This is a genomic window from Neorhizobium sp. PAMB6716 (assembly GCF_058242805.1).
The window spans coordinates 2,428,715-2,452,647 of record NZ_CM177835.1; the positions used below are offsets into that span (position 1 = coordinate 2,428,715).

The following is a 23,933-nucleotide window of genomic DNA, read 5'->3' on the forward strand; positions in this document are numbered from 1 at the left end:
ATTTTTAGATCCTGGGAGTTTTCATGAGCAGTTCCATCGACCACATCGTTTTCGACATCGGCAAGGTGCTGATCCATTACGATCCGAACCTGCCCTTTTCCCGCATCATTCCCGATGCCGACGAACGCCGCTGGTTCTTTGAAAACGTCTGCACCCACGAATGGAACCTGGAACAGGATCGTGGCCGGGACTGGGCGGTGGCCGAAGCGGAACTCATTGAAAAATTCCCTGAACGCGCCGACCATATTCGCGCCTTCCGCCAGCACTGGTCCGAAATGGTGCCGCACGCCTATGACGGCAGCGTCGAAATTCTTGAAAAACTGATCGCCAACGGCCGCGACGTGACCATGCTCACCAACTTTGCCGCAGACACGTTTGTCGAAGCGCGCAAAATGTTTCCCTTCCTCGACAAACCGCGCGGCGTGACGGTGTCCGGCGAAATCTTCCTCATCAAGCCGGATGTGGACATCTACCACATGCACGCCAACAATTTTGGCCTCGACCCGGCGCATACGCTGTTCATCGACGATGCCTTGGCAAACGTTGAGGGCGCAAAAGCTGCCGGCTGGCAGGCGGTGCATTTTGTCAGTGCCGAAAAGCTGCGGGCGGATCTCGCCGGATTTGGGATTTCGGTTTGAGACCATGAACACAGAAAACATCTACCTCGACGGCCATATCGATGTTCCCACAGAGCGGCTGGCGGATGTAACCGCCGCCCTGCCCGCGCATGTGGCGCTGACCCGCGCTGAGGCGGGCTGCCTGTCTTTTAACGTGACACCCTGCGCCACGGTGCCGGGTCGCTTTCTCGTCTCGGAAGTCTTTTCCGATCGTGCAGCCTTTGACGCCCATCAGGAACGCACGCGCAAGTCGCACTGGTTTACGGTGACCGCCGGCATTCCCCGCGATTACACGATCCGCAGCGGTGATACGCCTGCCTGAGCCTGGCCTTTGAACGAAAACGCCCGCCACATTGTCGTGCGCGGGCGTTTTGCCATCCGGGACTGGAACCGGATGGGAAAGTCATCGTCGGAGGCGGTGGATCAGGTCTGCGGCGATGAGACAATTTCAGAAAACACCCCATCTGTGGCAAAGGCGAGGCAAACAGTCAGGTTTTGGACCTCACGGTGGATGGCGGGAACAGGCGCTGTGCCAGTTCGCCCCTCGCTGTCCTGCCAAGCTGATTAGGCTTGAGCCTGGCAAGTCAGAAGGGAGGTAAACCTCGAACGCTAGGAGCCCGATCCAAGCCCCCCAAAAAAAGAACTTCAGCCGAGCTTGCCCATGCCGGCGCGGACGATGGCGCGCAGGTCATCGATCGGCTTCAGCACGCCCTCTTCCTCGAAATGCCAGAAGGTCCAGCCGTTGCAGGTGTCAAAGCCCTGCACCTTGGCGCCGACGCGGTGGATGGAGCCGGCCTCGCAACCGGCAACCAGCGTGCCATCGGCGCGCACGATGGCGCTGACGCGGCGTTTGGCATCCGTCAACACCTGGCCGGGCTTGACCATGCCGCTTTCCACCAGCGTGTTGAAGGCGACGCGCACCTCGGCCTTCTTGCCGGTGAGAACCGTCAGTTCCACCTTGCCGAGCGGCTCGACGGCGGCGATGCGCTCGGAGGCCGCATCGATGTAATCCTGCTCGCGCTCGATGCCGACAAAGTTGCGGCCGAGGCGTTTTGCAACGGCACCCGTGGTGCCCGAGCCGAAGAACGGATCGAGAATGATATCGCCGGGCTTGGTGGAGGCCATGATGATGCGGGCGAGAAGCGCTTCCGGCTTTTGCGTCGGATGCACCTTCTTGCCGTCATCGCCTTTCAGGCGCTCATGGCCGCTGCAGATGGGAAACAGCCAGTCGGAGCGCATCTGCACGTCGTCGTTGGAGGCCTTCAGCGCATCGTAGTTGAACGTATAGGATTTCGCCTTGGCATCGCGGCTTGCCCAGATGAGCGTCTCATGCGCGTTCTGGAACCGGCGGCCCTTGAAATTCGGCATCGGGTTGGTCTTGCGCCACACCACGTCATTCAACAGCCAGAAGCGCAGGTCCTGTAGCATGGAGCCGACGCGAAAGATGTTGTGGTAGGAGCCGATGACCCAAATCGTGCCATTCGGCTTCAGCACACGCCGGCAGGCGAGCAGCCAGGCGCGGGTAAAGGCGTCATAGGCCTGAAAGCTTTCGAACTGGTCCCAGTCGTCATCGACCGCATCGACCAGCGACTGGTCGGGACGGTGCAGCATGCCGCCGAGCTGGAGATTGTAGGGTGGATCGGCAAAAATCACATCGACCGACTGGTCGGGAAGCGCCTCGAGGGCGGCCACGCAATCGCCCTTGATGATGGAGTTGAGCCAGGTGTTCGGACGCACCTCGGCCTTCAGGTCTACAAGCGGGAGAACGGCTGCCATCTGATACTCGCTATACGCTGACTCGGATACGTTTACTGACTGTTATGGTTACCTAGTTTGGTTACCAAACCCTGAAGCAGCGATGTCAAATGCGAGAAATAATCGGGATGGCGGCAAAGCCTCGATGGGATTATGTTAACGGCATGAGGAAAGATGATGCGATCAGATTGCTGAGCGAACGGGCCGAGGCCATACGGGCCCTGGGCGCGACCTCGCTTTATCTGTTCGGATCGGTGGTGCGGGACGAAGCGCGCGAGACCAGTGATCTGGATCTGTTCATTGATTACGACGCGTCAAAAAAATTCTCCCTTCTCGATCTGGTCGGCCTGAAAATTTTTCTGGAAGAAGAGTTGCTGTTGGATGTGGATGTCACGACCCGCAATAGCCTGCATCCAAGGCTGCGCGAGCGGATAGAGCAAACAGCAGTTCAGGTCTTTTGATGCCAAGAGACGTGACCGTCGTCCTTGACGAAATGCTGGAAACGATCGAACGCATCGAAGCATCGCTGGCTCACCGGAAATTTGATCATCTTGCCTCGGAATGGCTTTTCCGAATGGGTATCGAAAGAGCGATCGAGATCCTCTCCGAGGCTTCACGACATCTTCCCGATGATCTCTTGGCGACCGAACCCGGCATCCCCTGGAAGCGGGTTCGTGGCGTGGGAAATGTCCTGCGCCACGAGTACCACCGCATTGCTGCCGAAGTCATCTGGGACGTTGCCGTCAGCGACCTCCCGCCGTTGAAGGCAGCCTTGATCCGTTTTAGATCGCGGTTTTGATATCAACCTCCCCCTCCCCCGGCGCCTCCCCCCGCTCGAACATGCCGTAGTCGCGCAGCACGTGGCCGATACGCAGGCGGTAATCGGCAAAAAGCGTGGCCCTGCCCTCGCGTTGTGCGGCCCGATGCGCCTCGACCTTGCGCCAGGCCTTTACCGCCGCCTCGTCGCGCCAGAAGGAGAGCGACAGGATCTTGCCGCGCAGGGTCAGGCTTTCAAAACGCTCGATGGAGATAAAGCCGTCGATCTGTTCGAGTTCGGAGCGTAGCGCGCCGGCGAGATCGAGGTAACGGTGGCGTTCGCCCATATAGGGCACCACCTCGAAGATGACGGCGATCATGGCGCAACCTTCGGGCCATGCGGCAGCGACAGGTTTTTGAGGAACAGGCGGTCCTCCTTCAGGATGAAGCGTTCGCGCTTGGCAAACACATAGTTTTCACGGCCCAGCGGATCGTCGCGCAGCCGCGCCCGATAGGCCTCGTAGGCGGCGAGGTTTTCGATGTTATAGATGCCGTAGGCGGTGGTGGCAGACCCCTCGTGCGGGCCGAAATAACCGATGAGATCGGCACCGCAGCGGGGAATGGCCTGCCCCCAGGCTTTCGCATAGGCGGCAAATTCATCGCCCTTGAACGGGTCTATTTCATAGCGGATGAAGCAGGTGATCATGGATATGTCTCCGTTGTCAGTGGAGCCATCATGCCCCGTTGCGCAACGAGAATGCTTCGTCTACCATCGAAGCATGAAAGAAGGACCAGACATTGCCCGCATCGGAACGCTGATCGGCGATCCCGCCCGCGCCAACATGCTGACCGTACTGATGGGCGGCGAGGCGCTGACGGCAAGCGAGCTGGCGCAGGCCGCCGGCGTGAGCCTGCCGACGGCAAGCGCGCACCTTTCGAAGCTGGAGGATGGCGGGCTGCTGACCCAGCGCAAGCAGGGTCGCCACCGCTATTTTGCGCTGTCTGCGGAAACGGCAGCGCTTCTGGAAACCATCATGGGCTTTGCCGCAAGCCGTGGACATCTGCGCCACCGCCCCGGCCCGAAAGATCCGGCGCTGCGTGAGGCGCGCGTGTGTTATGACCATCTGGCCGGAGATTTTGGCGTGCGCATGCTCGACAGCCTGTTTGAGCGCGGTGCTATTTTAGCCGATGGCGAAGCTCTCGACCTGACGCCGCGCGGAAAAACCTTCATCTGCGACATGGGCATCGATGTCGATGCGCTCGCCTCCCCCCGCCGGCCGCTCTGCAAGGCCTGCCTCGACTGGAGCGAACGGCGCTCACATCTGGCAGGTGCGCTCGGCAAGGCGCTTCTTTCGCATTTCCTCGATACGGGGCTTGCGAAGCGCCAGCCCGACAGCCGGGCGATTACCTTCACGCGGCAGGGCAAAAGCCGCTTTCTTGCCCTGTTTCCGGTCCACGACGCAGATGCTGCCTGATTGTTATCGACGCCCTCGTCGTGTAGGGGAGGCAGATCAGGCGCCCGGCCACGGTTTTTCGGCACGGCCGGCACCCACCGGCCTCTAACCATGTAAAAAAGAGCTTTTTATCATGAGCGGTTTTGACCTCATCATTTTTGACTGCGACGGCGTTCTCGTCGATTCGGAAATCATCGCGGCGCAGGTGGAATCCCGCCTGCTGACGGAAGCCGGTTATCCGATCAGCGTCGAGGAAATGGGCGAGCGTTTTGCCGGCATGACCTGGAAAAACATCCTTCTGGCCATCGAGAAGGAAGCCGATATTCCGCTCTCGGCAACGCTCATCGACAAGTCGGAAAAGCTGCTCGACGCGCGGCTTGCCCGCGACGTGAAGGTGATCGAGGGCGTCAAGTTCGCCCTGTCGAAGCTCACCACGCAAAGCTGCATCTGCTCCAATTCATCGAGCCAGCGGCTGGACATGATGCTGACCAAGGTCGGCCTCAAGCCCTATTTTGCCCCGAATATTTTTTCCGCCAAGGATCTCGGCCCCGACCGTGTAAAGCCGCGCCCGGACATTTTCGAGCATGCACTGAACGCATTTGGTGTATCGCCGTCGCGCGCCGTGGTCATCGAGGATTCCGTGCATGGCATCCACGGCGCTGTTGCCGCCGGCTGCCGGGTCATCGGTTTTACCGGCGCCTCGCACACCTATCCGAGTCACGCCGACCGCCTGACCGATGCCGGCGCCGAAACCGTGATTGCCCGCATGAGTGATCTGCCGGCCACGATTACGGCGCTCGCCGAATGGGTCGTCGTTTAACAGCCTGCCCCATAATCCCCACCGGCGGGCTGCAAATGGCAATTTCTGTGCTTCCGGTGCTCACGTACGTCAAGTACGCTCCGCTCCGGTTCTCGAAATCACCATTTTCGCCACGCCAGCGGGAATTCTGGAACAGGCTGTGGCCGAACCTCTCTTGAACGCCTTAGCCTTAACGGCGTTGCTCGCCGTCAGAACGAGCCGGCGAGCAATATCGTAGCGCGGTTGCTGACGACATTGTCTGAGAAGAGGCCGTTCCAGTTGAGGGTGAGGCGAATGGCGGGGGCCAGCTGCGCCTCCAGCCCGGCCTTGATGATCACCGCATCACGGGCAAGCGGCACGCCCTCGACGCTGAACGACTGTCCGCCGGCATAGGTGAAGCCGGTTGCCGGCGTCAGATCCCCCACACCGTGGCGCCAGCCGAGTTCGCCGCTCATCGTCACCGGGATATCACCGAACGGAACGGTGGTTTCGGCGCGCAGCCCGAGCGTTGTCAGCGTGACATCGTCGATGCTTTTTCGGGCCGTCAGCGCTGCAATGCCGCCGTCTTCCGCAAAACCATCCGTATAGAGTCGCACGCGGGCGATATTGGCAAAGGGCGACAGGGTGAAATCACCGGCGCGGATATCGGTGGAGACCTCGGCAAACACCTGCGCCGTATCGCTGTCGTAATCGCTGGAAAGGCTTTCGGACACAGAACCGAAATTCACCTGCCGATCGACGGAGACGCGATTGCCGGACCAGACCGCGCCGGTGCTGACCGTCACAGGTCCAAGCCAGGTGCTGGCATAAAGCCCGGCGTGGTAGCTGTCGACATCGCCGCTGTCATGGCTTGCCGTTTCAGACACGGATTTGCGGCTGGCGCCGGCCACGACACCAACGCGGGCGCCGTCGAAACGATCGCTGTCGAAAAGAATGCCATCGGCGCCCAGAAGCGCACCCGCCAACCGGCTTTTCACCTCTTCCGCATTGCCATCGCCGCCGATCTGCGTTCTGGCACCGAACACGGCGGCCCAGAACGTATCCTTGCCCGCCTCATCCTTGCGCATGCGCTCCAGCACCTGATCGCGCGTAAACTGGCTGTCTTCCAGAAGGGTGGATTTGAGCGAGGCGTGGAAATCGCCGTCCAGTTGCTCGAAGGAAGCCGGGGCTTCGTCACGTCCGAGCGATACGACGGCGCGGTAGAGCGGGTCGGTGGAGGCAAGGCCGTCGGCGGCGGCCGCCGCTGCCCGTCCATTTGCCGTTTCGGCCACCGAGGCAAACGATACGGCATTGCGATCGAGATCAAAACTCACGTTCGTTGCGCCATAGGTCAGCAAAGGCGACAGGAAGGCGAAATCGGAGACGACGTTGGAAAACTGACCCGAGACCGCATTTGCCGTCAGGATCGTGTATGTCGTGCCGGGCACATAGACCTCATCTGCCGCCAAGATCTGAAGCGTGGCGTCGGAAATCTGCGCCGTGCCGCCCACCGTCACGAGGTCGGAGGCGCCGCTGGAGGCGATATCGGCAAGATAGGTGGAGCCGGAACCGAGCGTCAGGTTTCCGGTGACATCCATGGTGGCAAGCCCCGGCCCCGGCGACAGGATGCCGCCCGCACCGACAGACAGCGTGCCGACGCTGCCGGTGCCGGACAGGATACCGGCGCCTGAGACATCAAGCAGACCGAGCACCGCGCCATCGTTGACCAGCGTGCCGCCGGAGACGGTGGCTGCGCCGGAAATCGTGCCACTGTTTTCAAACAGGCCATCGGTGTTGGACAGCGACGCCACGGTGCCGCCGTTGGAAAACTGGCCGGCATTGCTGACGGTACCGGCCGTTGCACCATTGTTGTTGACGACGCGGCCACCAGTGCTGACGGAGACATCGGCAAGGCCTGCATTGTTGGTGAGCGTACCGCCGGAGACGGTCGTCGTGCCCGTCACCGTGCCGCCGGCATTGTTGGTAAAATTGCCGGCGGTATTGGAGAGCGAGGCGATTGTTCCGGCATTGCTGACTGTACCGGCATTCGAAACGTCACCCGCGGTCGCGCCGGTATTGTTGGTAAAGATGCCCGACGCATCGACCGAGACATCGGCAAAACTGGCATTGTTGGTGACGGTGCCACCGGAGATCTGTGTTGCGCCTGTGATCACGCCACCGGAATTGTTGGTGAAGCTGCCGGCCGTGTTGGCAAGCGAGGACAGCGTGCCGGCATTGGAGGTATTTCCGGCATTTGCCACCGCGCCAGCCACGGCCCCGCTATTGTTGACGAAGATCGCGTTGGCCGAGACATCCACACCGGCTGCCGTGCCGTTATTGGTAAACGTGCCGTCGCGGACCTCGGTCTCGCCGGCAATCGTGCCGGTGGAATTGTTGATGGCGATGCCGCCCGTTTGAACGGTGAGGCCCGCCATCGTGCCATTGTTGGTGAAGGGGGCGGTGGAAACGCTGGTGTCGCCGGTGATCGTGCCATCATTGACGGCACTGCCGCCCATCAGGAAGAGATCGCCATCCAGCATGCCGGAGATGGACAGCACGCCGCCGCTCACCGTCACGCCCGAAGACAGCGTGCCGCCAACCAGAACCTCGATCTGCCCGGAAGACAGCAGGGTTCCGTTGCCAACCGTCAGTTGGTCCTGCACGCGAAGCGTGCCGCCACTGACGCCAAGGCTTGAAACAGCCGCATCCGGGGAGACGATGGCAACGCCCGAGCCGATCTCTGCCGCATCGCCCGACCCCGGCGCTTGCGGATCCGTCGACCAGTTGCCTGCGTTGGAAAAATTGCTATCGGCATTGCCGGTCCAGCTTGCCGGAGACGATTGCGCGAAAACCGCAGCGGCCGGCGCCACTGCCATGCCAGAGACGAGCGCCGTGGACAACCAAAGGCGAGGCCCGCAGATCCCGCGTCTGCCGTTCATCATCGCCCTCCCCCAACAAGTAGATCGCAAGCTGTATCGCTGCCGTTATCCAATCTAAATTAGAATTTAAGGGTTAAGAAACGTTTAAACCACAGGCCCGGCGAAGGATACCTGTCGCATATCAGGAAAACGCATCGACGGGTGCCAATCGCTGACGCGCCGGCCCATGGCGGCCACGCACAAAAAAGCCGGTCCCGTCGCAACGGAACCGGCTTTTGTGAGGAAAGAGCCGAGTTGAACTCAGCGCTTCTTGCGCGACGTTTTTGCAACCGACCCCTCGTCGAAGCCCAGACGCACACGGGTGAAGCGGGAATTTCCGCTGGCAGCCGTGTTGGGGATCGACACATCGGCCTTGTTGAAGATGAACTGCGTCGAGCCTTCGGCGGGAACATCGACCGGGAAACTGACGGACTGCGAATAGATGACATTGTCGCCATCGACCACTTCCACCACGACCGGCAGCGTCACGCGGCCGGATTTTCCGGCGGGGCCGAGGATGAGGCGGCCCTGCGCCACGACATTGATCGTCATCGTTGCTTCATTTGCCGAGCAGGCGCGGGTCGCATCTGCAAGCGAGGCGCGGTAGATCAGCTTGTCCGGATCGTCCTTGGCGTTGCCGGCATAGGAACTGCGCACCGCCGTTTCATCCCGCAGCACGACCGGCGGGCAATAGGCCTGCACCACAGGCGCCACCGGCTGGGCTACCGGTTCGGCAGCCGAAAGCCCGGAGGTTGGGGCGGAGGAATTGCAGCCGGCAAGAATTGCAAGAAGCGAAACCGAGACAAACTTGAGCGATGACTGGCCAGACACGTAATGCAACCCTTTTCTTCCCAACCGTCCCTGAATAGGCATTCCGGGCTTTCACGGCAAATTTTGATGGTCTATATCAGCGGCGCACGGAAAAATCGATTGGGATTGCAGCCGAATTTTGTCTGAAGCGTTGTTTGCGGGAGGAGTGGCCGAATTTGGCCTTGAGACAGGCCTCCTGCAGAGAAGACGACAGGCAGCATGTGCCGCCTCTTTCGAAAGCCTGCGCCGCCGTCCGGCACGGACAGATGAACACGCGATCCTGGGACCGATATCTTGGAATATATTTCTACTCGCGGCGATGCGCCCGCTCTTGGCTTTCGTGATGCGCTGCTGGCAGGCCTTGCCCGCGATGGCGGGCTTTACCTGCCGCGCGAATGGCCGCAGCTGTCGAAGAAGGATATCCGGGGCCTGCGCGGCAAATCCTACCAGGATGTGGCCTTTACCGTTCTCTCCTTCTTCGTTGATGGCGAAATCCCCGATGAAGCGCTGCGCCGCATGATCGACGAGGCTTATGCCACCTTCCGCCATCCAGCCGTTGTGCCGCTGGTGCAGCTCGGCCCGAACGATTTTGTCGCCGAGCTTTTCCACGGCACGACGCTGGCGTTCAAGGATGTGGCGATGCAGCTGCTGGCGCGTCTCATGGACTACGTGCTGGCCGAGCGTGACGAGCGCGCCACCATTGTCGGCGCGACCTCCGGTGATACCGGCGGCGCGGCCATCGACGCCTTTGGCGGGCGCGAGCGCACCGATCTCTTCATCCTCTTCCCGCATGGCAAGGTGTCGCCCGTCCAGCAGCGCCAGATGACCACGTCCGGCCATAAGAACGTGCATGCACTTTCCCTGCACGGCAATTTTGATGATTGCCAGGATCTGGTGAAGGCCATGTTCAACGACGTGCCCTTCCGCGAAAGTGTCAACCTGTCCGGCGTCAACTCCATCAACTGGGGACGCATCATGGCGCAGGTGGTGTATTTCTTCACCACCGCCGTGTCGCTTGGCGCGCCAGACCGGAAAGTGTCGTTCACGGTGCCGACAGGCAATTTCGGCGATATTTTTGCCGGCTACGTGGCAAAGCGCATGGGCCTTCCCATCGACCGGCTGGTGATTGCCACCAATGACAACGACATCCTTGCGCGCACGCTGAAAACCGGCCGCTACGAGATGAAGCCGGTGATGGCGACGACTTCGCCGTCGATGGATATCCAGATTTCCTCCAACTTCGAACGTCTGCTGTTTGAAGCCTATGGTCGCGAGCCCTCTGCCGTGCGCACTGCCATGTCCGGCCTTCGCCAGTCCGGTGCGTTTGAGATAGAGGCCGAGGCGCTGAAATTCATCCGCCGTGATTTCCGCGCCGGGCGCGCCACACAAAAGCAGGTGGCAGAGACGATCCGCACGACGCTTGCAACCACCGGCTACCTGCTCGATCCGCACACCGCAACCGGCGTTTTCGTCGCCTCCAAGCACGCAAAACCGGCAAGTCCGATGGTGACGCTGGCCACCGCCCACCCCGCCAAGTTCCCCGCGTCGGTAGAAACCGCTTGCGGAATTCATCCGGCGCTCCCATCATGGCTCGCTGATTTAATGACGAGGGAGGAGCGCTTCGACCTGTTGGAACCCGAGCTTAAGGCGGTCGAAACCTATATCGGCCAGCATGCGCGGGCGAAGGCGTGAAGGGCGTAGTGCCGGAAAGACAGACAATGAATGTTGAAATCACCCGGCTTGCCTCCGGGTTGACTGTCGTTACGCAGAACATGCCGCATCTGGAAAGCGTCGCGCTCGGCGTCTGGATCAAGTCCGGCGCACGCAACGAGACCACCGACGAGCACGGCATTGCCCATCTTCTCGAACACATGGCTTTCAAGGGCACGGCGCGCCGCAGCGCCCGTGACATTGCCGAGCAGATCGAGAATGTCGGCGGAGAGCTGAACGCGGCGACCTCGACGGAAACCACGTCCTATTATGCCCGCGTGCTGAAGGACCATGTGCCGCTCGCCATCGATATCCTCGCCGATATCCTGACCGAATCCGCCTTCGACGAAGACGAGCTGGAGCGTGAAAAACACGTCATCCTGCAGGAAATCGGTGCCGCAAACGATACGCCCGACGACGTGGTCTTCGACCGTTTTTCCGAAGTCGCCTACCGCGACCAGACCATCGGCCGCCCGATCCTTGGCACGCCGGAAACGGTCAAATCCTTCACGCCCGACCAGATCCGCGGTTACCTGTCGCGCAATTACACGACCGACCGCATGTTTATCGTGGCCGCCGGTTCGGTCGATCACGATACGCTGGTCAAGCAGATCGAAGATCGGTTTTCGCTGCTGCCGACGAAGCCTGCCACCTCGCCCATCTTCGAGCCCGCCCGTTATCTCGGCGGCGACGTGCGCGAAACCCGCGACCTCATGGATACACAGCTGCTTCTCGGTTTCGAGGGCAAGGCGTATCACATGCGTGATTTCTACTGCTCGCAGATTCTCGCCAACATCCTCGGCGGCGGCATGTCGTCGCGCCTTTTCCAGGAAGTGCGCGAGCATCGCGGCCTGTGTTATTCGGTCTATGCCTTCCATTGGGGTTTTTCCGACACCGGCATCTTCGGCATCCATGCCGCAACCGGCGGCGAAGACCTACCGCAGCTGGTGCCTGTCATCATAGACGAGCTGCGCAAGTCTTCCGAAGTCATCCACCAGCAGGAAATTGACCGCGCTCGTGCCCAGATCCGCGCCCAGCTTCTGATGGGCCAGGAAAGCCCGGCAGCGCGCGCTGGCCAGATTGCCCGGCAGATGATCCTCTACGGCCGCATCATTCCGAACGGGGAAATGATGGAAAGGCTGGAGGGGATCACGACTTCGCGATTGACCGATCTTGCCGGACGGCTGTTTTTCGATACAGTTCCAACATTGTCCGCCATCGGCCCGGTTGAAAAGCTGGCATCCCTGTCGGACATCACGGCGGCGCTGTCTGCGCCGGACGTGGGGCGACACAAGGCAATCGGCTGATCACGGCGCAATTCCGCTCCGTCGACCGTGTTGCAACGGGCGGGGCGGAACGGGCAGAGGATGACGCGATCGGTGTTTCGGTTCTTGTCACGTCAGCCGGAGATGCCGGAGCTTTACGGCGATCACCACATGCTGCGCCTTGCGCGCTACACAGATTACCGCGCGTGGTACAGGCTGCGCTCGGAAAGCCGCCAGTTCCTGCAGCCGTGGGAACCCACCTGGCGCCATGACGAGTTGACGGAGGCCTCGTTTCGCGCCCGCGTCACCCGTCATACACAGGAATTCTCGTCAGGCCTTGCGGTGCCGCTTTTGCTCTTTCACCGCGACGACATGAGCCTGCTGGGCGGGCTTACCATCGGTTATATCCGCCGGGGGGCAGCCCAAAGCTGCATGGTTGGATACTGGATGGGTGAAAAACAGGCGGGCCAAGGTCATATGTTTGCCGCACTCCGTCTTGTAGTACCCTACATCTTCACCGGGCTTCAGTTGCACCGCATCGAAGCGGCCTGTATCCCGGAGAACTGGAAGAGCGTACGGCTGTTGGAAAAAGCCGGTTTCGAACGGGAAGGTCTTTTGCGGAAATATCTGAAAATCAACGGCGAGTGGCGGGATCACACCCTCTATTCCCTGCTTTCGGGCGACCCGGTGGACGTGAAGGTGCAGGCCGAGCGATGAACAGGCCAGGCGCACCCCTATCCCCTCTCCTCACCCGGCTGGCGATGGTCTTCGCCTGCCTTTTCCTCATGCTGCCCGGTGCAGCACTCGCCTTCGAGCCGGTGAAGATCTCCCGCGACGACCGCGCGCTGGACCTGACGGCCACCACCGACATCTATGCCAATCAGGGCGAGGCGTTTCAGGTGTCCACCGCCGCCGGCTCCGATGGCATTCGCCGGCGCATCGAGGTGCGTTCGGCAACCCCTGGCCACCAAGGAGACTGGGCGGTGTTTGCGCTTGCCAACGTTTCGGAAGAACAGCTGGAGCGCGTCATCGTCGCCCCGCATTTCCGCCTCGTCGGCTCGCGCCTCATCTGGCCGGATCTCGGTTCGCAGCGCATCACGGCAATCACCCCTTCGGAAGGTTTTGCCCTCGACCGCGTGGCAAGCCCGGATGCCGACGTGTTCCGCATCACGCTGAACCCCGGCTCGGTCATCACCTTCGTGGCGGAACTGACCTCGCCCAATCTGCCGCAGATCTATCTATGGGAGCCGGACGCCTACAAGGACACGGTCAACTCGTTCACGCTCTATCGCGGCATCGTGCTCGGTATTGCGGGCCTGCTTGCCGTCTTCCTCACCATCCTCTTCGTGGTGAAGGGCACCTCCATGCTGCCGGCAGCGGCAGCCCTTGCCTGGGCGGTGCTTGCTTATATCTGCGTCGACTTCGGTTTTCTGGAAAAGCTGATCAGCATCACCTCCAGCGACGAGCGAATATGGCGAGCGGGCGCCGAAGTGGCGCTGGCCTCCTCGCTGGTGATTTTCCTGTTTGCCTATCTCAACCTCAACCGCTGGCATGTGCATCTGGGTTACGCCACCTTTGCCTGGGTGATCGGACTTGCGCTGCTGTTCGGCGTTGCGATCTACGATCCCTCGATTGCATCAGGCATTGCCCGCATCTCGCTGGCGCTGACCGCCACCGCCGGCATTTTCCTCATCATCTATCTCGGCCTCAACCGGTTTGACCGGGCGATCCTTCTGGTGCCCACCTGGGCGCTGATCCTCGTCTGGCTGTTCGGCGGCTGGCTGACGGTGACGGGTAAACTCGACAACGACATCATCCAGCCGGCGCTCGGCGGTGGCCTCGTTCTCATCGTTCTCCTGATCGGCTTTACCGTGATGCAGCACGCCTTTGCCGGCGGCGCCTATCAGCAGGGCCTGTTTTCCGATCTGGAACGCCAGTCGCTGGCGCTGATGGGCAGCGGCGATACCGTGTGGGACTGGGATGTGGCCCGTGACCGTCTGGTAACGACACCGGATATTTCGCTGCGGCTTGGCCTGTCGCCCGGCTCCATGCACGGGCCGGTGCGCAACTGGCTGCCGCGCCTTCACCCTGACGACCGCGATCGCTTCAAGGCGACGCTCGACGTGCTGCTGGAGCACCGCAAGGGCAAGCTGAACCACGAGTTCCGCATCCGCGCCGAAGACGGGCATTTCCACTGGCTACAGATCCGCGCCCGCCCGGTGCTGGGCTCGAACGGCGAAATCATCCGCTGCGTCGGCACGATCGTTGATGTGACGGAGCCGAAAAATTCCGTCGAGCGGCTATTGGCCGATGCCATGCATGACAACCTGACCGGCCTTCCGAACCGCCAGGTGTTTCTCGACCGGCTGCAATCGGTGCTAACCATTGCCGCCACCAGCGATGCGGTGCGCCCGACGGTACTGGCCATCGACATCGACCGCTACAAGCAGGTGAATGACAGCCTGGGCATTGCCGCCGGCGACAACATTCTGATCGCGCTGACGCGGCGCCTGCGCCGACTGCTGAAGCCGCAGGACACGCTGGCGCGTATTTCCGGCGACCAGTTCGGCCTCATCCTCGTCTCCGAACGCGATCCCGGCAAGGTGGCCGATTTTGCCGATGCGGTGAGCAAGGCGATCATGGTGCCGATCAACTTTGCCAATCGCGAGGTGATCCTGACGGCCTCCATCGGCCTCTCCTCCTGGGTCGACCAGCAGGAAAGTGCCGCAAGCCTGCTGGGTGATGCTGAGCTTGCCATGTACCGCGCCAAACGCGCCGGCGGAAACCGGGTGGAGCCGTTCCGCCCCGCCTTCCGCAGCAATGGCACGCCGGACCGGCTACAGATCGAGACCGATCTTCGCCGGGCGCTGGAACGAAACGAACTGACGCTCGCCTACCAGCCGATCATCCGGCTCGACAATGGCGAGATCGCCGGTTTCGAGGCGCTGATGCGCTGGGAGCATCCCAAGCGCGGCAGCATTCCGCCCGGCGAGTTCATTCCCATTGCCGAAATGTCCGACCTCATCGGTCCGCTCGGCATGTTTGCACTGGAAAGTGCAACAGCTGACCTGACGACCTGGGAAAAGCAGACGGGCGAGCTGCCGGTGTTCATTTCGGTCAACCTGTCGAGTGCGCAGCTGCTGAACGCCGATCTCTACACCGAAATACGCTCGCTCCTCAGCCGCAGCCACTTCGACCCGGGCCGGTTGAAGCTGGAACTGACGGAATCCATGATGCTGGAAAATCCGGAACAGGCACGCCTTGTTCTGGCAAAACTCAAGGAAACCGGCATCAGCCTGGCGCTCGATGATTTCGGCACCGGTTATTCCTCGCTGTCGCACCTGACGCAGTTCCCCTTCGACACGATCAAGCTCGACAAGTCGATCGTCGCCAATCCCTCCGACCGCGGCGCGGTTCTCCTGCGCTCGGTGATTTCCATGGCGCGGCAGATGGAGATGACGGTCGTGGCCGAAGGCATCAGCTGCGACGAGGATGCAGGGGATCTTGCCAAGATGGGCTGCCAGTTCGGCCAAAGTTTCCTCTTCGGCGCCCCGATGCCGCCAGACGCGGTGCAGCGCCTGCTGAAGGAACGTTTTCCGCTGACCAAGCGCGCCTGACAAGACAGGCGCGCCCTTCCCTCAATGATTGCCGTGAACCAGGCCGTGGATAAACTCCAGCTTGGCAACCACTGTCGGCGTCAGGATGAACGGATAAAGATCCGGCACGCCCATCGAGCGGTGGATGCTGTTCATTGCCACGCTGAAGGGGATCCAGGCTTCCACCAGCTGGGCGGCATCATGGGCGCGGTAGGGGTTGAAATCCACTTCGGAGGCAAGTTCGGCGTGGCCGCGGGGCTCCACCACCATGCCCAGCGCCCGCGCCATTTCCAGCGTATCGACGATATGCACGTAATGGGCAAAACACTCGGCAAAATCCTCCCACGGATGGGTACTGGCATAGGTGCTGATGAAATGCTCCCGCCAGTCCGCCGGCGGACCTTGCTCGTAATTGCGCTTCAACGCCTCGGCGTAATCGGCGCGTTCATCGCCGAAGGCGAGGCGAAACGGATCGAGCCGGTTCATGTCACGCACCAGCTTGTCCCAGATGTAATGGCCGGTTTCGTGGCGGAAATGGCCAAGCATGGTGCGATAGGGTTCGTTCATGGAGACGCGGATCTGCTCGCGGGTCGCATCGTCTGCCTCGGCGGCGCGGATGGCGATAAGGCCGCTTTCGTGGCCGGTCATCGCCGGCACCACGGTGCCGTCCGGCTTCACCTCGTCCACGAGGAAATCGAACACCAGCCCGCCTTCGGGATCTTCGGCGCGGGTGGTGCGCGGCAACTCCCATTTCAGCATCGAATAAAACAGATGCCGTTGCGCCTGGCTGATGGTGCGAAACTGGCGAAGGCCATCGTCGGTGGACGCATCCGGCACCAGCCGGTTATGGCGGCAGGCAACGCAGAAGGTCTCCTCCCCTTCAGCCGGTATCGTCCAGTTGCAGATGTCATTCACCTCATTGGCGCAGAGGCGCAGCGTATGGCCGGGATCCGACACCAGCCGCCAGAAACCATCCGGCCCCTCGTTCAGCGCCTGCATCGTCAGCCGTTCCGGCACGAAGGCCAGCCTGTGGCCGCAATTGATGCAGACGCGGTTGTCGAAATGGATGGATTGGCCGCAATGATCGCATTCATAAAGGCGCATGGATCGGATCCGTTAAATAAGAGCAGGGCTTACACATACAAAGCCTGCCCCGACTGACGCCGGGGCAGGCTTTTTAAAAAATTCGGCGAAGGATGGATCAGGCCTTGTCGATGACGCCCTTGGCGCCTTCCTTCAGTTCACCCTTGGCATGCTGAGCCTTGCCCTTGGCTTCCTGGGCGTGGCCCTTGGCTTCCAGGGAGTGATTGTCGGTCGCATCGCCAACAGCCTGCTTCGTCTTGCCGGCGAGTTCGTTGGCCTTGCCGGATACCTTGTCGCTCATGCTACCCATGGGTCTTCTCCTTGGTTCACCGCAGTTTGCCCGCGGTTTCTGGAGGAGAGAACGCAAGGAACACAACTTGGTTCCGGCAGGCTTTGCCGTCAGACTTTGCCGTCAGGCGTGGCCGGCTTCGCTCGACAGCATTTCCGGTCGCACCCCCATCAGCCCAAGCGCACGCTCGTATTTGTCGTCCAGCGTGCGGTCGAAGATCAGCTCCTCGTCGGCGGGGCAGTTCAGCCAGCCATTGGCGCCGATCTCGGCCTCCAGCTGGCCGGGGCCCCAGCCGGCATAACCGAGCAGCATGGTGGCACGGGCAGGCCCGCGCCCCTCGCAGATCGCCCGCACGATATCAAGCGTCGCCGTCAGCGAAATGTCATCGCTGACCGGAATGCTGGAATCGCTCAGATAATCGTCCGAATGCAGCACGAAACCACGGCCCGTCTCGACAGGCCCGCCGTTCAGGATCGGAAAATCGCGCGCTGCACTCGGCAGCATGATGGCATCCGTCTGGTCCACCATCTTCAGGTGCAGCAGGATTTCCGGAAACGAGATGGATTGCGCACGGTTGATGATGAAGCCCATGGCGCCCGCCGGCGAATGGGCGCAGATATAAACCACCGAACGGCTGAAATTGCCGTCCTGCATGCCGGGCATGGCGATGACGAACTGGCCGTCAAGAAACCCGCGCTCGCGCTTGTCGGCCGGCTTTTCCGCCAGTCTTTCTGCCAGTTTATCCGTCAGCGTCGACAATGGCATCGTGCCTCCTGCTCGGTAGGCCCGGCCCGGGTATGGGCGAGGCGTTTTTTTTCGTCAAAACGGCCGTCTCTCTTCAAGATGGGGCAGGTCCTGTGATCAATCAACCGAAAATGATCCGCATTGTACGCATGTGACTGGAAGCTGGCAGGGGCTTCGACTAAATCTGCAGCCATGGCATTCAATTTATTCGCAACCGCGCGCCGCCATGCATTCATGGCTCTTCTCCTTGCCGCAGCCGTGGCGCTGCCGCATGGCGCCCGGGCGGCCATGACCGCTTGGGCGGAAAACGAGGGCGGCCGGATGCGAATCATCACGCTGCCGGCAGAACCTGATGGCACCGTGCGCGGCGCGCTGCAGATCGAGCCGAAGAACGGCTGGATCACCTATTGGAAAGAGCCAGGCCAGGCCGGCATTCCCCCGCAGATCTCGCTGTCGCCGGGCGATGGCGTGACACTCAACGAACTGGAGTTCCCGGTTCCGCAAAAATTCCAGACCGGCGAGGTGCGCGATCTCGGTTATGACCATGCGGTGACGCTGCCCTTCAGGCTGAGCGTAAAGGACAAGGGCCAGCCGCTGATGCTGAATGCCAGCGCCTTTATCGGCCTCTGCCGCAATATCTGCATTCCCTTCCAGGCCGATTTCCATCTCGATCTCAAAGGCGGCAAGGGGCTGCCGTTCGAGGAAAATCTCATTCTGGACGAGGCACGCAAAAGCCTGCCGGAAAAACCCTCAGACGATTTTGCCGTGACGCATTATGCGCTGACCAAGGGCAAGAGCGACCTCAGCCTTGGCCTTCGCCTGCCGCAGGGCAGCCCATTGCCGCAGATCTTCGTGGCAACGCCTGCGGGCCATGTGCTGTTTGACCAGATGAACGGCAGAGACGTCGATGGCACCTATGTGGTGGACATGCCGCTTGGCAAGGGTGCCGACAAGGTGACGGCGGGCGGCAAGCACTGGGACATTCTGGTGATTGCCGGAAACCGCGCCATGGAAACCGCGCTTGCCTTCGATTGAGGCGGCTTTATAGTGCCGCGAATGCGCCAGCGCGTGCCCCGTCTGGCTCTCATTTCAGCCCGAGCTTTTCAGAACAGACCGCATCCAAGGAGATGATCATGACGATTTCCGTCGGCGATACGCTGCCGCAAGCAACGTTTAAGGAAAAGACCCAGGACGGACCGGTGGAAGTGACGACCGACAGCCTGTTCAAGGGCAAGAAGGTCGTATTGTTTGCCGTACCCGGCGCGTTTACGCCCACCTGCTCGCTGAACCACCTGCCCGGCTATCTGGAAAACCGCGACGCGCTTCTGGAGCGCGGCGTCGACGACATCGCCGTCGTTGCCGTCAACGACTGGTTCGTGATGGGCGCCTGGGCCGAAAAGAGCGGTGGCCTCGGCAAGATCCATTTCCTCTCCGACTGGGATGCCGCGTTTACCAAGTCGCTCGGCCTCGATATCGACCTCTCCGCCGGCGGCCTTGGCGTGCGCTCCAAGCGTTATTCCATGCTGGTGGAAGATGGCGTGGTGAAAACCCTCAACATCGAGGAAAGCCCCGGACAGGCCACAGTTTCCGGCGCCGCTGCCATGATTGAGCAGCTCTGAGATTTTACGCTTCAAGATGATGGCAAAGCGGCTGTGACGGCCGCTTTGCTGCATTGTGCTCACCAGCAACGCACCAGCCCAACAACCAAGACGTGCTTGCGGAACAAGCGGCCATTCCCGACATTGTAATGTCTCGTGCGCGAACTCTCTTTCGCGCTTCTCCAGATCGAGACACAGATGCAAGATAGAATCGCGATCATCGGCAGCGGACCAACGGGTCTTTACACGCTGAAGGGCCTTATCGCCTCGGCCATTCCCCTCTCCATCACCATTTTCGAAGCGGAAGCGGAGCCGGGCAAGGGCACGCCGTATCATCCCGATATCAACGATCCCGCCATGCTGTCGAACATCCCGAGCATCGAATTTCCGGCGCTGACGGAAACGCTGGTGGAGTGGCTGTCGCGCCAGCAGGATGCAGAACTGCAGCGTTTGAGCATTTTGCGTGAGGCGATCGATGCGCGTGAATTTTATCCGCGCGTCGTGCTGGGCGAATATATGCGTGCGCAGTTTCTGCAGCTCGTGGCCATCGGCGAGCGCAACGGCCACCGCATCGACGTGCTGGACCGGCACCGGGTCATCGACATTGCGCTTCAGGAAACCGATATCCGCCTTTCGGTGACCGGACGCGATGGCATCCGCTTCGAGGCGGTGTTTGACCATGTGGTGATGGCAACCGGTCACAATTGGCCGGACAATACGGAAATCCGCCCCGGTTATTTCATTTCGCCCTGGCCGGCGGCAGCGCTCAAAACCATTCCGCACGGATCCGTCGGCATTCTCGGCACGTCGCTCTCCGGCATTGATGCGCTGATGAGCGTGGCGACCGCCCGCGGCACATTCCGGCTGGATACGGCCGGAGACCTGCAATATCAGCCGGCCACCGGCAGCGAGGCGTTTCACGCCACGATGATGTCTCGCAAGGGCCTGTTGCCGGAGGCGGATTTTTACTGTCCGCTGCCCTACCGGACGCCGCAGGTGTGTACCGAAGAGGCTGTCGATGCGCTGATTGCAACCGGCCGCCATAACCTGTTGGACGAGATTTTTGAGCTGTTTCGCCGCGAAATTCTGGTCGCCGATCCCGATTATGCATCGAAAATCGGTCTATCCGAGCTGACTGTGGAGACCTTTGCCGAGGCCTATTACCGCGAAAGGGTCGCTTCAGACCCCTTCGTGTGGGCCGCCAGAAACCTTGCGGAGACGCAAGCCAACCGGGACAGGCAATACACGGTGCCGTGGCGTTACGCGATCCTCATCACCCACGAGATTGTTGCGCGCGCCATTCCGCATCTTGATGAGACGGATCTCAAACGTTTCCATCGCCATTTCAAATCGATCTTCGTTGATGATTATGCCACCGTGCCGCTGATGTCGATCCGCCGGCTTCTGGCACTGAAACGCGCCGGAAAGCTCGATATTCTGGCACTCGGCAGTGATTACGACATTTCGAGCGACGGGATGGAGCGAGGCGCGGCTGTGACTGAAAACGGCAAAAGCCATGTCTTTGATGCCTTCATCGATGCGACCGGCCAGGCAACGCTGTCTGCCACCGATCTGCCCTTCCCGACGCTGGTGGCCCAGGGTGGCGTGCAGAAATCCGCAACGCCTGTCGCGCAGGGGTTTGTGACCGATACGGACGCCGTGCCGATGATCCGCACCGGCGGTATCGATATCGATGAGCAGTACCGGCCCAAGACGACGGCGCCGCTCTGCAACAATCTTTATTGCGCGGCGATTTCCTTCCTCTTGCACAAACATCCCTTTGTGCAGGGCATTACCAGCGCATGGGAGATCGGCGAAACCGTATCGGAGGCGATCCTCGAGACCATTTCGCCCCGACACGAGAGCCCGCTTCAACTGTCGGCGTAAACGATATCGCCGACCGAGATTGTTGCTTGGTCGGCGCCCTCAGCGGCAAGCCTGCCATAAACACCGAGATGGCGGGCGTTGTGGCGCATGATGGCGCGCAGCACATTGGCATCCTCCTCGATACCGGGCTGGGCCGCGAGCGTCATGCCGCAGCGGCGGGTGGCTTCGGTTACGCAAATCCTGTGTGTGCCGATGCGGATGTCTGAGCCGATCCAGTGGTTTTCGACAAAGTCCTCGCAACCCTCTTCCGTTTCAATGAGCACCGTCGGGCGAAAGCGGCGCGGATCAGGGTTCGACAATCCGCCGAGATCGCCGAGCCTTGTCAGCGATGCGGTTGTGAGGAGATGCAAGGGGGCTACGTCATAACGCGGCGCAAGTTTTGGAAAATGCGCCGGCGCATCCGCTGAAAACGCCTCCTGCACACCAATTGCGACCGGAAAACCGAAATGCACCGAGAGCTGCTCGGCAAGATCTGGCGCATCCAGCGGAAAAATCCGGCCATTCGGGAAACGGATGTTTGGCAAGGCGCTGCCTTCGGCAGTTTCCACCGTCAGCAAAAGCGCCGGGCGCCAGCGCGGCTCCTGCTCGGGCGCGGCCGGGCGGCCGGTTGCGGGATCGAGGAGGCCAAAACGGCGGTCGCCGGCGACACCCTCCCGCGAGAGGTTGATCGTCTCCAGCGCCTCTCCCCCGAGCGAACTCACCGGATACCGGAACACCTTCGCCACCCGCCCGATTTTCTGCATTTAATCTCGCCCTGTTCCCTGACGCCCGTTTTCGCGTGCGACCCACGAATGTGGGTTTGCGAGGGAGAAGACAATTGTCTGCCCGGGGTTCCAAAAGATCGACCGGCGGGCTTGCCATTTTTCTGCCTTGATCGTTATAACATAACAATCCTCGTTCTCGACCAATCATCCTCCCCCGGCAGGCATACAGAATGCGCTCACCTTCCTCCCCCTTCAGCCTCATGCAGCATTCCGCACTGTCGCGACTTTTCGCCGTTGCCGTGGTGATTGTCGGCCTATGGCTTGCCATTCACTGGGCGGTGCTGCTGCCATGAGCGCGGTGAAGGAGCCGGCCATTCGCCTGCATAACCTGACCGTGGCCTATGACCGGCATCCGGCGGTGCATCACGTTTCCGGCAGCCTTGCGAAGGGCAGCCTGACGGCGATTGCCGGGCCGAACGGGGCTGGAAAATCGACGCTTCTGAAGGCCATTGTCGGTGAATTGAAGCCGGCGGAGGGCCGCATCGAGCATACACTTTCCCGCACCGATATCGGTTATCTCCCGCAGGCGGCCGATATCAACAGGCGTTTTCCGATCAATGTTCTCGATACCGTTTTGCTCGGTGCCTGGAAGACAAGCGGTGCCTTTGGCAGCATCAACAGGGCAGCGCAGGAAAATGCCGGCGAGGCACTGCAGACCGTTGGCCTCGAAGGCTTTGAAAAACGCCCCATCGGCTCGCTGTCGGCCGGCCAGTTCCAGCGCGTGCTGTTTGCCCGCCTGCTGCTGCAGGATGCAAGCGTGATCCTGCTCGACGAACCGTTTACCGCCATCGATGCCCGCACCACCCGCGATCTCCTGGAAATCGTGGCCAACTGGCATGGCGAAGGCCGCACCGTGGTGGCGGTGCTGCATGATTTCGACCAGGTGCGCAGCCATTTCCCGCAGACGATGCTGATTGCCCGCGAACTGATCGGCTGGGGGCCGACATCCGAGGTGATGGCGCCGGAAAACCTGCTGCGCGCCCGCGCCATGGCCGAGCGTTTTGATGAAAACGCCGAAATCTGCGAGCCGGCCGCATGAGCGCCTATGACATCTTTTTCGCGCCGATGGTGGATTACGGTTTTATGCGCCGCGCGCTGGTGGCGTGCCTCTGCCTGGCGCTCGGCTCCGGCCCCATCGGCGTGTTTCTGATGATGCGGCGCATGAGCCTGATGGGCGATGCGCTGAGCCATGCCGTGCTGCCGGGTGCCGCCATCGGTTACCTGATTGCAGGCTCTCTGTCGCTGACGGCCATGGGCATCGGCGGGCTGGTGGCGGGCATGTCGGTGGCGCTTCTGTCAGGCGCCGTCAGCCGGGCCACGGTGCTGTCGGAAGATGCAAGTTTTGCCAGCTTTTATCTCGCGTCTCTGGCGCTTGGCGTGCTGATCGTGTCGCTGCGCGGCTCCAATATCGACCTGCTGCATGTGCTGTTCGGCACCATTCTTGCGATCGATGCCCCTGCCCTCTTCCAGATCGGCGCGATCACCTCGCTCACACTCATCGTCCTCGCCGTCATCTATCGCCCGCTGGTGGCGGAATGTTTTGACCCCGGCTTTTTGCGCGCCGTTGGCGGGCGCGGGCCGCTTTATCACGTCGCTTTCCTGCTGATGGTAGTGCTCAATCTCGTGGCCAGTTTCCAGGCGCTCGGCACGCTGATGGCGGTGGGCCTGATGATGCTGCCGGCAGCCATTGCCCAGCTCTGGGCGCGCAACCTGCCCTCCATGCTGCTGGTGGCGGTCGGCTCGGCGCTCGTCTCCGGTTATTTCGGCCTCATCGCCTCCTACCATCTCGAAATCGCATCCGGTCCCACCATCATCATGACGGCGGCGATCATTTACGGGATTTCGATCTTCATCGCGCCTTCCGGCATCGCCCGGCGCTATTTCCCCCGCCCGCATCTCAAGGGTTAAC

The 23,933-nt window shown here is 61.2% G+C and carries 24 protein-coding genes and 1 pseudogene; 16 read left to right on the forward strand and 9 right to left on the reverse strand.

Going from position 1 to position 23,933, the window contains the following annotated elements:
* Positions 1–23: 23 nt before the first annotated feature.
* Together AC4CWH_RS11955 and AC4CWH_RS11960 are read left to right on the forward strand one after the other, a co-directional pair.
* Positions 24–638, forward strand: a complete 615-nt coding sequence (locus tag AC4CWH_RS11955; protein WP_491318918.1) for an HAD family hydrolase — start codon at positions 24–26, stop codon at positions 636–638.
* A 4-nt stretch (positions 639–642) separates the two neighbouring features.
* A complete protein-coding gene (locus tag AC4CWH_RS11960) occupies positions 643–939 on the forward strand; it encodes a putative quinol monooxygenase (protein ID WP_491318919.1) in 297 nt (98 codons plus the stop codon).
* A gap of 323 nt (positions 940–1,262) precedes the next feature.
* On the opposite strand, the gene AC4CWH_RS11965 is transcribed toward AC4CWH_RS11960, so the two are convergent.
* Positions 1,263–2,393, reverse strand: coding sequence for a site-specific DNA-methyltransferase (locus AC4CWH_RS11965; protein WP_491318920.1), 1,131 nt, complete (start codon positions 2,391–2,393; stop codon positions 1,263–1,265).
* A 143-nt stretch (positions 2,394–2,536) separates the two neighbouring features.
* On the opposite strand from AC4CWH_RS11965, the gene AC4CWH_RS11970 reads away from it, so the two are divergent.
* On the forward strand, positions 2,537–2,833 hold the full coding sequence (locus tag AC4CWH_RS11970; RefSeq protein WP_491321418.1) for a nucleotidyltransferase family protein: 297 nt from the start codon (positions 2,537–2,539) through the stop codon (positions 2,831–2,833).
* 11 nt (positions 2,834–2,844) lie between these two features.
* A complete protein-coding gene (locus AC4CWH_RS11975; RefSeq protein WP_491318921.1) occupies positions 2,845–3,171 on the forward strand; it encodes a HepT-like ribonuclease domain-containing protein in 327 nt (108 codons plus the stop codon).
* On the opposite strand, the gene AC4CWH_RS11980 is transcribed toward AC4CWH_RS11975, so the two are convergent.
* Both AC4CWH_RS11980 and AC4CWH_RS11985 read right to left on the reverse strand, forming a co-directional pair.
* Positions 3,155–3,508 carry an antibiotic biosynthesis monooxygenase family protein gene (locus AC4CWH_RS11980; RefSeq protein ID WP_491318922.1) on the reverse strand — a complete coding sequence of 118 codons (354 nt, stop codon included), beginning with the start codon at positions 3,506–3,508 and terminating at the stop codon, positions 3,155–3,157. The two genes, AC4CWH_RS11975 and AC4CWH_RS11980, sit on opposite strands and share 17 nt — an antisense overlap.
* Positions 3,505–3,834, reverse strand: coding sequence for an NIPSNAP family protein (locus tag AC4CWH_RS11985; protein ID WP_491318923.1), 330 nt, complete (start codon positions 3,832–3,834; stop codon positions 3,505–3,507). The genes AC4CWH_RS11980 and AC4CWH_RS11985 overlap by 4 nt, the downstream gene beginning before the upstream one ends.
* Positions 3,835–3,907: 73 nt before the next feature.
* On the opposite strand from AC4CWH_RS11985, the gene AC4CWH_RS11990 reads away from it, so the two are divergent.
* Positions 3,908–4,603 (forward strand): ArsR/SmtB family transcription factor, encoded by a 696-nt coding sequence (locus tag AC4CWH_RS11990; RefSeq protein WP_491318924.1) that lies wholly within the window; start codon positions 3,908–3,910, stop codon positions 4,601–4,603.
* 112 nt (positions 4,604–4,715) lie between these two features.
* Positions 4,716–5,402, forward strand: a complete 687-nt coding sequence (locus AC4CWH_RS11995; protein WP_491318925.1) for an HAD family hydrolase — start codon at positions 4,716–4,718, stop codon at positions 5,400–5,402.
* Between the two features lie 188 nt (positions 5,403–5,590).
* On the opposite strand, the gene AC4CWH_RS12000 is transcribed toward AC4CWH_RS11995, so the two are convergent.
* Positions 5,591–8,299: an autotransporter outer membrane beta-barrel domain-containing protein gene (locus tag AC4CWH_RS12000; protein WP_491318926.1), complete on the reverse strand. Its 2,709-nt coding sequence runs from the start codon at positions 8,297–8,299 to the stop codon at positions 5,591–5,593.
* A gap of 240 nt (positions 8,300–8,539) precedes the next feature.
* The gene (locus AC4CWH_RS12005; protein ID WP_491285402.1) at positions 8,540–9,109 is read right to left on the reverse strand and encodes a PilZ domain-containing protein; all 570 of its coding nucleotides are present in this window, start codon (positions 9,107–9,109) and stop codon (positions 8,540–8,542) included.
* 273 nt (positions 9,110–9,382) lie between these two features.
* Between AC4CWH_RS12005 and thrC the strand changes: the two genes are divergently transcribed.
* The 4 genes and pseudogenes from thrC to AC4CWH_RS12025 all read left to right on the forward strand — a co-directional run.
* On the forward strand, positions 9,383–10,780 hold the full coding sequence (thrC, locus tag AC4CWH_RS12010; protein ID WP_491318927.1) for a threonine synthase: 1,398 nt from the start codon (positions 9,383–9,385) through the stop codon (positions 10,778–10,780).
* Positions 10,781–10,806: 26 nt separating this feature from the next.
* Entirely contained in the window at positions 10,807–12,105 is a 1,299-nt protein-coding gene (locus tag AC4CWH_RS12015; RefSeq protein ID WP_491282251.1) for a M16 family metallopeptidase, read from the forward strand.
* 60 nt (positions 12,106–12,165) lie between these two features.
* Positions 12,166–12,780, forward strand: a complete 615-nt coding sequence (locus AC4CWH_RS12020; protein ID WP_491282252.1) for a GNAT family N-acetyltransferase — start codon at positions 12,166–12,168, stop codon at positions 12,778–12,780.
* Positions 12,781–12,866: 86 nt separating this feature from the next.
* Positions 12,867–15,680 (forward strand): annotated as a pseudogene (locus AC4CWH_RS12025) (EAL domain-containing protein); the annotation flags it as partial.
* Positions 15,681–15,701: 21 nt separating this feature from the next.
* Here the strand turns inward: AC4CWH_RS12025 and AC4CWH_RS12030 are convergent.
* From AC4CWH_RS12030 to AC4CWH_RS12040, 3 genes are all read right to left on the reverse strand, one after another.
* Positions 15,702–16,763, reverse strand: a complete 1,062-nt coding sequence (locus AC4CWH_RS12030) for a zinc-binding metallopeptidase family protein (RefSeq protein ID WP_491282253.1) — start codon at positions 16,761–16,763, stop codon at positions 15,702–15,704.
* 97 nt (positions 16,764–16,860) lie between these two features.
* The gene (locus tag AC4CWH_RS12035) at positions 16,861–17,052 is read right to left on the reverse strand and encodes a CsbD family protein (protein ID WP_491318928.1); all 192 of its coding nucleotides are present in this window, start codon (positions 17,050–17,052) and stop codon (positions 16,861–16,863) included.
* 102 nt (positions 17,053–17,154) lie between these two features.
* Positions 17,155–17,796 carry a YqgE/AlgH family protein gene (locus tag AC4CWH_RS12040; RefSeq protein WP_491282255.1) on the reverse strand — a complete coding sequence of 214 codons (642 nt, stop codon included), beginning with the start codon at positions 17,794–17,796 and terminating at the stop codon, positions 17,155–17,157.
* Between the two features lie 213 nt (positions 17,797–18,009).
* On the opposite strand from AC4CWH_RS12040, the gene AC4CWH_RS12045 reads away from it, so the two are divergent.
* From AC4CWH_RS12045 to AC4CWH_RS12055, 3 genes are all read left to right on the forward strand, one after another.
* Positions 18,010–18,810, forward strand: coding sequence for a protein-disulfide reductase DsbD domain-containing protein (locus AC4CWH_RS12045; protein WP_491318929.1), 801 nt, complete (start codon positions 18,010–18,012; stop codon positions 18,808–18,810).
* A 98-nt stretch (positions 18,811–18,908) separates the two neighbouring features.
* The gene (locus AC4CWH_RS12050) at positions 18,909–19,394 is read left to right on the forward strand and encodes a peroxiredoxin (RefSeq protein ID WP_491282257.1); all 486 of its coding nucleotides are present in this window, start codon (positions 18,909–18,911) and stop codon (positions 19,392–19,394) included.
* 177 nt (positions 19,395–19,571) lie between these two features.
* Entirely contained in the window at positions 19,572–21,260 is a 1,689-nt protein-coding gene (locus AC4CWH_RS12055; protein WP_491318930.1) for an FAD/NAD(P)-binding protein, read from the forward strand.
* Here AC4CWH_RS12055 and AC4CWH_RS12060 read toward each other — a convergent pair.
* Complete coding sequence (locus AC4CWH_RS12060; protein ID WP_491318931.1) at positions 21,245–22,003, reverse strand: MOSC domain-containing protein; 759 nt, start codon at positions 22,001–22,003, stop codon at positions 21,245–21,247. The genes AC4CWH_RS12055 and AC4CWH_RS12060 overlap by 16 nt on opposite strands.
* A 191-nt stretch (positions 22,004–22,194) precedes the next feature.
* Between AC4CWH_RS12060 and AC4CWH_RS12065 the strand changes: the two genes are divergently transcribed.
* The 3 genes from AC4CWH_RS12065 to AC4CWH_RS12075 are packed head-to-tail and all read left to right on the forward strand — an operon-like array spanning position 22,195 to position 23,932.
* Positions 22,195–22,317, forward strand: a complete 123-nt coding sequence (locus AC4CWH_RS12065) for a hypothetical protein (protein WP_491318932.1) — start codon at positions 22,195–22,197, stop codon at positions 22,315–22,317.
* A complete protein-coding gene (locus tag AC4CWH_RS12070) occupies positions 22,314–23,063 on the forward strand; it encodes a metal ABC transporter ATP-binding protein (protein ID WP_491318933.1) in 750 nt (249 codons plus the stop codon). Before AC4CWH_RS12065 ends, AC4CWH_RS12070 begins: the two co-directional genes overlap by 4 nt.
* Positions 23,060–23,932 (forward strand): metal ABC transporter permease, encoded by an 873-nt coding sequence (locus tag AC4CWH_RS12075; RefSeq protein ID WP_491318934.1) that lies wholly within the window; start codon positions 23,060–23,062, stop codon positions 23,930–23,932. Before AC4CWH_RS12070 ends, AC4CWH_RS12075 begins: the two co-directional genes overlap by 4 nt.
* Position 23,933 lies beyond the last annotated feature (1 nt).